Annotated in this window: 11 protein-coding genes; 8 read left to right on the plus strand and 3 right to left on the minus strand. The window is 67.7% G+C overall.

Features of this window, described 5'->3' with window-relative positions; all coding sequences use genetic code 11:
• Positions 1-67 precede the first annotated feature (67 nt).
• The 5 genes from OK351_RS01740 to OK351_RS01760 all read left to right on the plus strand — a co-directional run bounded on the left by OK351_RS01740 (position 68) and on the right by OK351_RS01760 (position 7997).
• Positions 68-865, plus strand: a complete 798-nt coding sequence (locus OK351_RS01740; RefSeq protein ID WP_265155607.1) for an SURF1 family protein — start codon at positions 68-70, stop codon at positions 863-865.
• Positions 866-900: 35 nt separating this feature from the next.
• Positions 901-1365 carry a DUF3817 domain-containing protein gene (locus tag OK351_RS01745; protein ID WP_265155608.1) on the plus strand — a complete coding sequence of 155 codons (465 nt, stop codon included), beginning with the start codon at positions 901-903 and terminating at the stop codon, positions 1363-1365.
• 136 nt (positions 1366-1501) lie between these two features.
• On the plus strand, positions 1502-3088 hold the full coding sequence (gene guaA, locus OK351_RS01750) for a glutamine-hydrolyzing GMP synthase (protein ID WP_265155609.1): 1587 nt from the start codon (positions 1502-1504) through the stop codon (positions 3086-3088).
• Between the two features lie 248 nt (positions 3089-3336).
• Positions 3337-7629: a DUF4011 domain-containing protein gene (locus tag OK351_RS01755; protein WP_265155610.1), complete on the plus strand. Its 4293-nt coding sequence runs from the start codon at positions 3337-3339 to the stop codon at positions 7627-7629.
• Positions 7626-7997, plus strand: coding sequence for a hypothetical protein (locus tag OK351_RS01760; protein ID WP_265155611.1), 372 nt, complete (start codon positions 7626-7628; stop codon positions 7995-7997). The genes OK351_RS01755 and OK351_RS01760 overlap by 4 nt, the downstream gene beginning before the upstream one ends.
• 83 nt (positions 7998-8080) lie before the next feature.
• Here the strand turns inward: OK351_RS01760 and OK351_RS01765 are convergent, their stop codons facing one another.
• Together OK351_RS01765 and OK351_RS01770 are read right to left on the minus strand one after the other, a co-directional pair.
• A complete protein-coding gene (locus tag OK351_RS01765) occupies positions 8081-8779 on the minus strand; it encodes an RcpC/CpaB family pilus assembly protein (RefSeq protein WP_265155612.1) in 699 nt (232 codons plus the stop codon).
• Between the two features lie 65 nt (positions 8780-8844).
• A complete protein-coding gene (locus OK351_RS01770; protein WP_265155613.1) occupies positions 8845-9510 on the minus strand; it encodes a 5-formyltetrahydrofolate cyclo-ligase in 666 nt (221 codons plus the stop codon).
• A gap of 124 nt (positions 9511-9634) precedes the next feature.
• On the opposite strand from OK351_RS01770, the gene OK351_RS01775 reads away from it, so the two are divergent.
• Both OK351_RS01775 and OK351_RS01780 read left to right on the plus strand, forming a co-directional pair.
• Positions 9635-10267: a GNAT family N-acetyltransferase gene (locus OK351_RS01775; protein ID WP_265155614.1), complete on the plus strand. Its 633-nt coding sequence runs from the start codon at positions 9635-9637 to the stop codon at positions 10265-10267.
• Positions 10268-10444: 177 nt separating this feature from the next.
• Positions 10445-11338 (plus strand): hypothetical protein, encoded by an 894-nt coding sequence (locus tag OK351_RS01780; protein ID WP_265155615.1) that lies wholly within the window; start codon positions 10445-10447, stop codon positions 11336-11338.
• Positions 11339-11534: 196 nt separating this feature from the next.
• On the opposite strand, the gene OK351_RS01785 is transcribed toward OK351_RS01780, so the two are convergent.
• Entirely contained in the window at positions 11535-12041 is a 507-nt protein-coding gene (locus tag OK351_RS01785; protein WP_265155616.1) for an Lrp/AsnC family transcriptional regulator, read from the minus strand.
• A 159-nt stretch (positions 12042-12200) separates the two neighbouring features.
• On the opposite strand from OK351_RS01785, the gene OK351_RS01790 reads away from it, so the two are divergent.
• Positions 12201-12659 (plus strand): NUDIX hydrolase, encoded by a 459-nt coding sequence (locus OK351_RS01790; RefSeq protein ID WP_265155617.1) that lies wholly within the window; start codon positions 12201-12203, stop codon positions 12657-12659.
• The last annotated feature ends 37 nt before the right edge of the window (positions 12660-12696 follow it).

The raw sequence follows: 12696 nt of genomic DNA on the forward strand, positions 1-12696 counted from the left end.
GGCTGAGGGAAGAATCTCACGCCGTGCGCATTGGCTCTTCTACAATGAATCGAAGTACGGTAGTGGTGTGCTGAAAACCGCCCTGAAACCCAAATGGATCGCCGCCCTGCTCGGTGCGTTAATCGTCGCCACCGGATTCGTGCTGCTCTCCGGGTGGCAATTCGGCTCCTCAACCTCCGAACCCCCGGTGAAGGCCGAAAAGACCGAGGTCGCGGTCCCGCTCACCGAGCATGTGCAGCCGGGTACCGAATTGCTGGGCCTGAAGGCGGATCAGATCGTCGAATTCGAAGGACAGTTCATCCCCGACACGCAAATTGTGGTGGAGAACCGGGTCCACGACGGCGAACTGGGCTACTGGGTTGTGAGCGGCTTCGCGGTGGATGGCGCCCCGGACGGTGAGGCGATCACCGTGGTTCGCGGCTGGCAAGCCGAACCCAACCCGCCGGCCGCAGCCCCGGAAGGCCAGATGCAGATCACCGGCCGGCTGATCCCGCCCGAAGGGCCGATCCTGCACCGCGATGTGCGCGAACCGTACTTCGACTCGGTCTCCAGCGCGGAACTGTCCAACCTCTGGGACCTGCCGCTGTACTCCGGCTTCGTGGCCATCCACGAGCTGGATACCGACGAGGGTGCCGTTCACGAGCCGGGCCTGGAGCTGATCCATGTGGGCATGCCCGAGCAGGATGCCCAGATCAACTGGCTCAACGTGTTCTACGGGATCGAATGGGTCGTCTTCGCCGGTTTCGCCTTCTTCCTCTGGTACCGGCTGGTGCGCGATGACTACCAGCGCCAGCTGGATGAGGTCGCCGAGGCGGCCGCCGCCGAGCACCGCCAGGCGAACACCGAGCGGAACCCGAACAGCTAACCACCTCCCAACCCCGTGTGAGCGGAAGGAAAACCATGTCCACCCCGAACCCCTCCAGCGCGCCGCGAAAATTCGGTGGCACCCCGGCGCAGATCAAGTCCGCGCTCATCTTCTACAAGGTGCTCTCCTACGCCACCGGCATCATGCTGCTGCTGCTGGTGATCGAAATGATCTTCAAGTACTTCTGGCAGCTGGAGCTGTTTGTCGGCGGCACACTGATCGACGGCACCGAGAACGCCATCGGCCTGTTCAACCGGGCCGAGGTCGCCGGCGGCATCAACATCTCGCTGATGATCCTGATCGTGCACGGTTGGATGTATGTGGTCTACCTGTTCTCCGACTTCCGGCTCTGGTCGATGATGCGCTGGCCGTTCATGCGCTTCATCACCATCGCCCTGGGCGGCGTGGTGCCGTTCCTGTCCTTCTTCGTCGAACGCAGGGTGCACCGCGAGGTCGAGGAGGAACTGGCCAAGTTCCCCAAGGCGGCCAAACGCTACTAGTTGAACGGCGACGCCACAGGGCGCGGAGACGGGAATCCTCCCGGATCCGCGCCCTGCGTGCATCTGCGCTCCGGGTGACGTGGATGACAGGGGGCGGAGTATTTCCAGGCCCGCGCTTCCTAGTAGACTAGGGCTCGTGACTACTGCGCCCCTCACCACAGACCATAAGCCGGTTCTTGTCGTCGATTACGGGGCCCAATACGCGCAGCTGATTGCCCGGCGCGTACGTGAGGCCCGCGTATATTCGGAGATTGTTCCGCACACCATGCCCCTGGAGCAGATCCTGGCCAAGAACCCGGCCGCGATCATCCTCTCCGGCGGCCCGTCCAGCGTATACGCCGAGAACGCCCCGGGTGTTGATCCGGCACTATTCGACGCCGGGATCCCGGTCCTGGGCATCTGCTACGGCTTCCAGGCCATGGCCAACGCCCTGGGCGGGACCGTCGCCGAGACCGGACTGCGCGAATACGGGCGGACCGACACCGAATTCTCCGGCGGTCCCCGCTCGGTCCTGGCCGGTGCCCACACCGCCCCGACCGTGTGGATGAGCCACGGCGATGCGGTGACCGAGGCCCCCGAGGGCTTCGAGGTGCTGGCCACCACCGCCGGCGCCCCGGTCGCCGCCTTCGCCAACGACGCGAAGAAGCTCTACGGCGTGCAGTGGCACCCGGAGGTCAAGCACTGCGAATTCGGCCAGAACGTGCTGGAGAACTTCCTCTACGACGGGGCCGGGCTGGACGCCGACTGGACCGCCGGATCCATCGCCGAGGAACAGATCGAACGCATCCGCACCCAGGTCGGCAACGGCAAGGCCATCTGCGGGCTGTCCGGCGGCGTGGACTCCGCGGTGGCCGCGGCCCTGGTGCAACGCGCCATCGGGGACAACCTGACCTGCGTGTTCGTGAACCACGGGCTGCTGCGTGAAGGCGAAGCCGAGCAGGTGGAGAAGGACTTCGTGGCCGCCACCGGTGCGAAGCTGTACATCGCCGACGAACGCGAACGCTTCCTCACCGCACTGGACGGGGTCACCGACCCCGAAACCAAGCGCAAGATCATCGGCCGCGAGTTCATCCGCGCCTTCGAAGCCGCGGAAATCGCGATCCTGGAGAAGGAAGCCGGAGCCGGTGAACCGGTGAAATTCCTGGTCCAGGGCACCCTGTACCCGGATATCGTCGAATCCGGGGGCGGGGAAGGCACCGCCAATATCAAGAGCCACCACAATGTGGGAGGCCTGCCCGAGGACCTGGACTTCGAACTGGTCGAACCGCTGCGCACCCTGTTCAAGGACGAGGTCCGTGCCGTGGGCCGCGAACTGGGCCTGCCCGAGGAGATCGTGGGACGCCAGCCGTTCCCCGGCCCGGGCCTGGGCATCCGCATCATCGGTGCGGTGAACGAGGAACGCCTGGAGATCCTGCGCAAGGCCGACGCGATCGCCCGCGAGGAACTGACCAACGCCGGGCTGGACGACGAGGTCTGGCAGATGCCGGTGGTACTGCTGGCCGATGTCCGCTCGGTGGGCGTGCAGGGCGACGGGCGCACCTACGGGCACCCGATCGTGCTGCGCCCGGTCTCCTCGGAGGACGCGATGACCGCAGACTGGTCACGCCTGCCCTACGACCTCTTGGCGCGGATCTCCAACCGCATCACCAACCAGGTCGACGGGGTCAACCGCGTGGTGCTGGATGTGACCAGCAAGCCACCGGGAACCATCGAATGGGAGTAACCCCCAAGTAGGGTTGGCAGGCGGAACCAGGTTCCGTTGCCGCGTCACCGTCCACCGACGGTACCGGGCAACGGCGACCGGTTCCGCCTCGCTTCCTTAAACAGTGTTTCGTGGCCGCGAACCGGGCGGAAAGTGCACTACGTTAGGAAGTGGCGGATTCCGTGCCGAAACGGCCGTGGGAACGACCGGCAGCAGCCGGCGGAAGACACCGGGCGCAGGGCGCCACCGAGGGGAAGTGAACGAAGGGAATGACTGTCGTGACAAGTGGCCGTACTGCTGCTACTGAACGTGTGGCCAACTGGGTGAAAACCCTGGGCCAGGGAACCGGGGCCGACACCACACTGCGCTTCGCCCCGTCGGTTTCCAACAGCATCGACATCACCCACGCCAATCCGTCGGGGCTGGCCCAGTTCCTTGCCGGACGACGTACCCGGCTCTCCACCCTGCTGCACGACGCCGAGCAGTTCTCCCGCGCCCGCCGCACGGCCCGCGCCCTGGACGCGAAGATCGCCGAGCTCTGGGAGGAACGCGGTATCGATGTGGGCTACCTGGCCGCCGGGGTCTCGAACTGGCGTGCCACCCACGAGGGGAAATCCGAGCCGGTGTCCGCGCCGATCATGCTCGGCCGCATCAAGCTCACCCGCCACCTGGACCAGGACGACTACGACATCCAGCTGATCGGCCAGGCCATCGTCTCCCCGGCGTTCATCCGGCAGATCCAGGCCGACCATAACCACACCATCGACACCCAGGGTGTGCACAACGCAGCCTATTCGATCGCCCGTTTCGACCCGGTACGCGGGATGGATGCGCTGCGCTCCCAGCTGGCCGAGGTCCCCGGGGTGGTCATCGGCCACCGCCTGCTGATCTCCACCTTCGCGGACCTGACCGATCCGGCCGATCCGGCCAAGCTCTCGGGCAACCACCCGGTGATCTCCGGGCTGATCAACCACGCCGAGAACGCCGCCCGCACCGATGCCGGCCCGGGTAGCGCAACGCCGGCATCCTCCGCCGGCACCTCCACCGGCACGGACACCCCGGGTACCTCGGGCACCCTGGATACCGCCGGGCAGGCCCAGCCGGCCAACCCCGTACAGGATTCCGGGTCGGAGCCGGAGAAAACCGGGGCCCCGTCCGCCGGGGAAGGCCCCGGCACCCAGACCGGTTCACGCTTCCGCCGCGTGGCCGAACGGCTCAAGGAGGGCACCCGCAAACGCGAGGAACACCCGGCCCAGCCCGAGACGCTGCGCGCCCCGCAACGCGTGCACACCGGCACCCAGGTGATCGCCCGTTCCTCCGATGAACGCAACCCCGCCGATGAGCTCTACCTGCTGGACGCCGACGAATCCCAGGCCCGGGTGCTGGATTACGTGGCCGCCGGGGAGTCGGTGAGTGTGAACGCGGCCGCCGGTACCGGTGGCACGCAGACCGCGTTGAACGCCGCGGCGCTGCTCGCCGCGCAGGGCAAGCGCGTGCTGGTCATCGCCGAACAACGTTCGGCCGCCGAGGAATTCGTCGCCCGCTTCAACGAGCAGCTGGATGCCGCCAGCCTGCTGCTGGGCCCCAACGAGGACCCCGACGCGCTGCGCCGCCAGCTGACCCGCGCCATCCTGCGCAATGAGCAGGCCACCGAACCGCATCTGGAAAAGCTCTTCGCCAAGCTGCGCGAGCACCGCAACACCCTGCAGGAGCACGTGCGTTCGCTGCATTCGGTACGCAGCCGCTGGGGTTGCTCGCCCTACCAGGCGATGCAGGAGCTGGCCCGGCTCTCGGCGCTGGACCCGGCGCCGTCCACCACCGTGCGCCTGAAGCGTTCGGTGTTGGACTCGATGGGGCAGCGCGGGCATGTGGCCGCGCAGCTCAAGCGCGCCGCCCAGCTCGGTGCGTTCTCCAAGGAGCACACCTCCAGCCCCTGGTACGGTGCGCCGCTGCGCAACCAGACCCAGACCGAGCAGGCCCTGGCCCTGGCCTCCGGGTTGGGCCGTGACCTGCCGATCCTGCACGAGCACATGGTGCAGGTGGCCCAGAAGTCGCAGATCCGCCTGGAGGAAAGCTACGACAAGTGGGGGGACCAGCTGCAGCTGCTGGTGGCCGTGCGCGGCTCGCTGGACAAGTTCGAGCCGGACATCTTCGAGGGCGACATCGACGACTTGATCGCGGCCACCGCCTCCAGCCAGTGGCGGCGCGAGCACGGGGTGGAGATGGGTTCCATCGTCCGCTCCCGGCTGCGCAAGATCGCCAAGGAGTACGTGCGCCCGGGCATGCATGTGCCGGATCTGCAGTCCGCCCTGCAGGCCATCTCCGAACAGCGTGAGGCCTGGCGCGCCTACGCCACCAGCCAGCGCAACCCCGCGGTACCCGGCGGGCTGCTGGATGTGGAGGCCGGATACCACGATGCCGGTACCCGCATCGACTCGCTGGCCGAGATGCTGCCGGCCCAACTGGGCTCGAAGCTGCGCGAAATGCCGATCCAGCAGCTGCTGGATACCATCGCCAGCCTCGTGGACCGGGCCGATGACCTGAAGGAACTGCCCGAACGCACGATCATTTCCGAGCAGCTGGCCCAGGCCGGGCTGGCTGACCTGCTCGCGGACTTCGCCGAACGCGAAATCAGCGCCGACGAGGTGGACTCCGAACTGGAGCTGGCCTGGTGGCAGTCCGCGCTGGAGGCGATGATCTCCGGCGACGATTTCCTGGCCATGAACGACGGCGCGAAACTGGAGAAGATCGAGGCCGACTACCGGTTGGCCGACGGGGCGCATATCGCCGCCGGCCCGCAGCGTGTGCGCTGGGAGCTGGCGAAGAACTGGAAGGGCGCCCTGGCCGATCACCGGGCCGGCGCCCGCGAACTGCGGGCCATGCTCAAGGACGGGCAGCCCACGGTTTCCGACCTGCTGGACCTGGGGGCCCCGCTGGCCAATGCGTTGACCCCGGTCTGGGTGGCCGCCCCGCTGCTGCTGGGCACCGCGCTGCCCGATGACGCGCAATTCGACGCGGTGATCCTGCTCGACGCGAACTACCTGACGCTGCGTGAGGTGCTGGACGCGATCCGCCGTTCCACCCAGGTGATCGCGGTGGGCGATTCGATGCTCGGCGGGCCCAAGCCCTTCGAGGTGTCGGTGGACCCCACCGCCCGGCTGGGGGAGCGCGGCACCGAGATCTCGGCCCTGGAAGCGCTGAACCAGGTGCTGGTCACCGCCACGCTATCCACCGTCTACCGGGGGATCGACGAGGGCCTGGTGGAGCAGCTCTCGCACGCCTACTACGATTCGAAGCTCTCCCGGCTGCCCGGGGCGGCTTCGCTGTCCTACACCTCGCCGCGGCTGTCCAGCCAGTACGTGCCCGATGCCACCGGCACGCTGAGCAGCTCCGAGGAAGGGGTGCAGACCACGGCCGCGGAAGTCGCCCAGGTGGTCGACCTGGTCTTCGGGCACTTCCGGCATAACGGCACCGAGTCGCTGGCGGTTATCGCCTCCAACCGGGTGCACGCCGCGGCCATCGCCGAGGCGATCCGGGTGCAGCTGCCGAACCACAAGTACGCCATGGAGTTCTTCCGCAGCTCCTCCGAACCGTTCGTGGTCACCACCATGGACCGGCTCATCGGATTGCGCCGCGACGCGGTCATCTTCGCCTGGGGTTACGGGCGCACCCCGCATGGCAAGGCGCTGCATGAATTCGGCGCCCTGTCCCGCGAGGACGGGGACGACCTGTTCGTCGCGGCGATGACCCGGGCGCGCAAGCGGATGGTGCTGGTCTCCAGCCTGCTGCCCGAGGACGTGGACCTGAACCGCGTGTACCGCGGCGCCCGGCAGTTCTTCGAGCTGTTCGGCCGGGTGCATGCCGGGGATTCGGGGGTGAGCACCAACCGCTCGGTACGCCACGACCCGCTGGTGGCCGACCTGGCCAAGCGGCTGCGTGAGCGCGGGGCGATCGTGACCGAGAACTACCGCGGGGTGCTGGACCTGTCCGCCCACGTGCTGGATTCGCCGGCCGGGAACGTGCGCCCGCTGGCCGTGGTCTACGACGGCACCGAGCACTACAGCCACCTCACGGTGCGTGAACGCAGCCGGCTGCGCCCGGACTTCTTCGAGAGCAACGGCTGGCGCTACCTGCCGTTGTGGACCATCGACGTGTTCACCGATCCGACCTCGGTGGCCGACCGGCTGGCCGCCTACCTGAACCTGGCCAAGCCGGCGGACAGCGAAGTGCAGAAGGAACCACGCTCGACGATTTCGGTCGCCAAGCCGGTGCCCGCCAGTTCGGTCACCGCCGCGGACAAGCCGGCCGACCCGGCGGCCAAATCCGCCACGCCACCGGTTGCACCTCCGCAGACCAGCGGAACCGGTGATGCTGGAGCCGCGGACGCCAAGTCACCGGCCGCCCCCGGGGGCGAAGCCGCCGGCAGTGATCCGCAACCTGGGGGCCGGTTGGCCGACGCGCCGGAGGAGGCCAAGGACACGACCACGGACGAGGTCACGGACGAACCCGGCACCCCGGCCCCGATCCCGGCCAGCACCAAGACGGGGAAGAACACGAAGTGAACCAGCACGCTTCACGGGGCAAGGACCCCGTACCCGCCGACGGCGCCGCGCACCCAGTGCCGGCGCCGTCGGCGCGCGCACCCCGCAGGAAACGCCCGCGGGTCATCTCCGAACCCCGCCGCCTGGAACCCCGGACCGAATTGACCGGCAGCTACGCACGGCTGCCGCGCCCGGAAACCGTGGAGCAGGCCGACGCACGCAGCCGCAGCGCCAGCCCCAGCGCCGCACGACAGGACGACGGGCCGTCCGGGGCGCAGGACCCCTTGGCCGACTTGCGGGCCAAGGACGAGGACCCGGCCGGGTGGGGCGAGAAACCCGAGGACCTGGCCGAGCGGATGAAGAGGGACAAACCGCCGCACTGGGGGTGAACCGCCAGCCCGGCCCCGTGCCGATGGTCCGGTTCGGTACCCACGCCCATCCAGCACGCACCCGGCACGCACCCGGGACCCGGCTAATTGACCAGCACCGCCGAGACCTTGCCGCGGGTGACCGCCCCGGAGAGCACATCGGCCAGCGAAGAGTTTGCGGCAAGCACCACCATGCCATCGGCCGGTGATGCGGCCGAAGGAACCAGCCCGAGCGAACCTTCCTGCGCCGTGGCCGGCACCCACAACACGGGCAACCGGCGCCCGATCGTCTCGGAACGGATCTCGCGTTCGAACCCGTCCCCGCTGCTGAGCACGATGTCGACCAGCTGCCCGGGATGCAGCAGCTGGACCGTGGCCGGATCCGAGAGCCGGATGGGGACCGCCACCGTCCCCGGTGCCGTACCGGTGAGCAGGTGCTCACCGATCAGCATCTGCCGGCTCAGAAGCGCCCCCGCCGGCAATCCCACGGCCAGGCGTTCACCCACCGCCTGCTCCACCTCGGTGAGCAACCCGGGATCCTCCAGATCCCCGGCAACCGTGCGGTAGACCAGGTCCGAGGCACGCAGTTCCGCCCCGGCGGGCCGCGGCACGCTCAGCGTCAGCACCCGTTGCTCGGCATGCTGCTCGGGGGCCAGGGCACTGAGGAAACTGGCCATTCCCAGTACCAGCAACGCCAGCGCCAACGGCTTGCGGTAACGGCGGAACACCGCGGCACGGGTGGTTGCCGGCCGGCGGCGTGGCCGCGGGATTGGCAGGGCACGGGACGGGGATTCACGGTTCATGGACCCATTGCAGCCCAATTACCGGCCGGTCACCGTGGCAGTTGCCCGAGGTGTGGATGGCCGGGCTAGAAGCCGTTCTCCAGCTCATGCCGGGCAGTGGGGGTGATGACCAGGCCCACCGGCCGGTCATGCCGGTCCACCTCGAAGGAACCGGCCTCGACGAACTCGTCGTCGTGTACCAGGGCCGCGATGCGCGTACCGCGGCCATCAAGCAAGGACAGGAAACGGTCGTAGTAGCCCCCGCCCTGGCCCAGGCGCATCCCCGCGCTATCCACCGCCAGCGCCGGAATGAACATCAGCTCGATCGTCGCGAACAGCTCGGGCCCGTGACGTTCGCCAACCGGCTCGTCCACCGGGGCAAACCGGCTGGGGGCCAGCTCGGTACCGGGTTCCCAACTGGTCCAGGACAGCGCGCGGCCCGGCTCGCACACCGGTAGGTACACCTGGTACCCCGCATCCACCAGCTGCCGCAGCAGCAACGTGGTATCAGGTTCATCGGGGGCCGAAAGATAGGCGGCGATCCGCCGCGGCGCGCCACCGGTGCCGGCCGCGCCCAGCTTCCGCTCCGCCAGCGCGGCCATGACCTGGGCGCGGAATCCCTCGGCCAGCGCCCGGCGCCCGGCGGCGTCCAGCGACCTGCGGGTCTGGCGGATCGCCCGACGCCAGCTGGCCTTGTCGGTGGGTGCCGGGTCGGGGTGCCCAAAACGGTGCGAAGCGGGGTGAGTCATCATACTTCGTGACATTACACCCGGACACGCCGGAAAATCAGCCCGCCCATGAGGAACCCGGACGTCATCTGCGCACCCGATGGTGTCATCGCCGCCTCGAATTTGGCCAGCGATCTACGATGAAACCATGGACAACTCTTGGCGGCCGGCAGCGACGATCCAGACCATGTCGTCACCCCGGCTGGTACTGCGCGCCCTGCAACGACGCGACTACGACGCCTGGATGCACCTGCGCTGGGTCAACGCCCAATGGCTCAAACCCTGGGATCCCACGGACCCCACCGGACAGGCACCGAGTACCAGCTACCGGCAGATGCTGCGCACCCAACGCCGTGCGGCCTCCCACGGGCTCGGTTACAGCTGGGTGGTCACCCTGCCGCGGACGGGCAGCGGACGGGGAGTGAAGACGGACCGGCTGATCGGCCAGGTCTCGCTCTCCGGCATCCAGTACGGGGCGGCCCGCACCGCCTCGATCGGCTACTGGATCGACCACGGCCACGCCGGCCAGGGGCTGACCCCCGAAGCTGTGGCGCTGGTCTGCCACCACGGTTACGAAACATTGCGCTTGCACCGGCTGGAAATCAACGTCCGGCCGGAGAACCAGGCCAGCCTGCGGGTGGTGCGGAAACTGGGTTTCCGGGACGAGGGGCTGCGCGAACGCTACCTGCACATCGACGGGCAGTGGCGTGATCACCGCACCTTCGCACTGAATCGCGAGGACTTCGGCACCTCGATCTTCGAACACACTAACGAACAGTGAACCGGATTCCTGCCCAGTGCCGAGGATTCCGGCCTGAGAAGTCGATACTCGTCGTAAAACTTGTAGACACACCGGCTAATTTGTCAGGTGCCGGATGCCACGTTGCATAGGGTTGAATCGAGAATCCCTATCGTGGATTCAGGATACGACCGAATCGAATCGGTGATGGAGGACCTAATGGCTGCCACGTCGCAGAACGCACCGCAAGACCGAGTTTCAGCTGCCCAGCCAAAACTTCGCTTGCGCTACGGGCGTCTGTCGGTGGCAGTGGTGGGCCTGCTGGCCGTCCTGGCCACCGTGGTGACCGGGATCCTGGCCCCGTTCACCGGCATCGGCTTCGGGCTGGTGCTGCTCTGCCTGGGGGTGGGGATCGCCAGTTTCGCGACCCTGCGCACGCTGGCGGTGCGGGACCGCAACCGCAAACTGCTCGAGCGCATGGAGCAGATCCGGCGCCAGGCCATGGAAACCCCGGCCTTCGCCGATGCCTCCAACCAGGTGATCGCCCGTCCCGAGCGTGACGAACAGGTTTTCGACGCCCGCCCGGACTCCGGCCGACGCGCCCCATCGATCACCGCCGATGAGCTGCGTGCCGAGGCATTGCGGGTGGCCCGCGGGGCCGGCGGGGTGCAGCAGCCGGCCACCTGGGCGCCGACCGAGGTCCCCAAACCGCAGTACGTGACCGTGCGCGAGGCCTCGGAAAAGACCCGTGACCTGGTGGCCAAACAGGTGCGCCCCGAGCCGCTGCCGGTGGCCGAGCCCCTGCGTCCCAGCGCGAAAATCAGCTTGAAGGCCTCGGAGGAGGCCAAGGAAATCGCCAACCGGGTGTCCGAAACCGAGAAAGCCGCCGTGGCCCAATTGGAATCCGCACGGCAGGGCGCCAAGGTCGAGCAGGTCCCGGCCGATGGGGTCCCGGCCGCACCGGTGGCCGAAGCCCCGGAACAGGGCGCGTCGACGACCAAGGCCGCGGAACCGAACCTCCCGGAGGCTGCCCCGACAGCGAAGGACCAGGCGGTCGAGTCCTCCAAGCAGCGGCTGAACCTCGACGCCGTCTTGCAGCGCCGCCGCGCCTGATACTCCCGGCAACAGCCGGCTACGGCAGAAAAGACAGTCCCGGTGCCGAACCCATGGGTTCGGCACCGGGACTTTCTTGTGTGTTGTCGTGTTCCGCGCCCGCAAACCTCGCTCCGGATAGCTACCGGGGATGGCAACCGGGGGATAACTTCCAGGAGCCAGCGAACAGGGGGCATCGTCCAGTGGCCAGACGGGGCTACTTGGTGTCGGTGGGTGCGGGTAACGGCCCGCCGCTGCCCTTGACATGGTCGAAGACCAGCGTGGTTTCGGTGTGCCCGACCGATTCGTCGGTGGCCAGGTTGTCCAGCACCCAGTCGCGCAACTCGTCGGTGGACTTGACCGCAATATGCAGCAGGTAGTCGGTCCCGCCCGAGACATGGAACATCGAGAGCACCTCGGGCAGCTGCGGCACCCGCTCACGGAAACGGTCGATCTTCTCGCGGTCGTGGGCACGCAGCTTCACCGAGATCAGCGCCTGGACCGAACGGGCGACGCTGGCCAGCGAAATCTCCGCGTGGTAGCCGGTGATGATCCCGCGGTCCACCAGCGAGCGGGTGCGCAGCAGGGCCGTGGATGGGGCGATGCCTGCACGCTGGGCCAAGGTCGCGTTGGAGATGCGGGCATTGTCGACCAGCTCATCAATGATGATTCGGTCGATCTCGTCCAGCCCGACGTCATGTGGTGGTTCGCTGTGCAGTGACATAGAAACATTTCATCACACTCCGGCGTATTCGAAGATTCGAAGGTTGCCTGCCCGCGCCTACCGGATGCCCTGCCGCCGTGCCGGGCTCGCACCTCCGGCCCGGAACGCGCGGGGCAGAGGATGGGCGAACTAGTAGTTGACTTCGCTATATTTGGGTACATGACGCGTGTATCGGAATTGACCGGCGAACCCTATGACACCAGACTCGCCGCCTACTGCCTGGTGGAGTCCGAAGGGAAATTTCTGCTGACCTTGTGGGATATGCGCCACCGCGACAGCAAGTTCATGCCACGATGGTCGCTTCCCGGTGGCGGGATCGAGCTGGGCGAGTCCCTGGAGGAGGGAGCCGCCCGCGAGGTGTTCGAGGAAACCGGCTACCACGTGAAGGACCTGGTGTTGCTGGATGCCGCCACCGGGGTCATCCCCGCCGCCAAACGTTACGCCGACACCCCGCACGCCATGCAAACCGTCGCGGTGGTCTACCGTGCCCACATCGCCGGCGGGGCGATCCGCCACGAAGTCGGGGGAAGTACCAGCCAGGCTGCATGGTTTAGCCGGGAGGAGATCGGCCAGCTGCCCCGGATCGAGCGGGTGGATAAGATGCTCAGATTGATCTGACCGGCAGTCGCGCACGCTGATCGCCACACCGGTGGCT

The organism is Glutamicibacter sp. MNS18, assembly GCF_026107515.2.
GTDB lineage: Bacteria > Actinomycetota > Actinomycetes > Actinomycetales > Micrococcaceae > Glutamicibacter.

Bases quoted from the DNA above. Each gene is read 5' to 3' on its own strand.
- OK351_RS01790 (WP_265155617.1), top strand. From the start codon at position 12,201: ATGACGCGTGTATCGGAATTGACCGGCGAACCCTATGACACCAGACTC.
- OK351_RS01745 (WP_265155608.1), top strand. From the start codon at position 901: ATGTCCACCCCGAACCCCTCCAGCGCGCCGCGAAAATTCGGTGGCACC.
- OK351_RS01775 (WP_265155614.1), top strand. From the start codon at position 9,635: ATGGACAACTCTTGGCGGCCGGCAGCGACGATCCAGACCATGTCGTCA.
- OK351_RS01755 (WP_265155610.1), top strand. From the start codon at position 3,337: ATGACTGTCGTGACAAGTGGCCGTACTGCTGCTACTGAACGTGTGGCC.
- OK351_RS01770 (WP_265155613.1), bottom strand. From the start codon at position 9,510: ATGATGACTCACCCCGCTTCGCACCGTTTTGGGCACCCCGACCCGGCA.
- OK351_RS01780 (WP_265155615.1), top strand. From the start codon at position 10,445: ATGGCTGCCACGTCGCAGAACGCACCGCAAGACCGAGTTTCAGCTGCC.
- OK351_RS01765 (WP_265155612.1), bottom strand. From the start codon at position 8,779: ATGAACCGTGAATCCCCGTCCCGTGCCCTGCCAATCCCGCGGCCACGC.
- OK351_RS01785 (WP_265155616.1), bottom strand. From the start codon at position 12,041: ATGTCACTGCACAGCGAACCACCACATGACGTCGGGCTGGACGAGATC.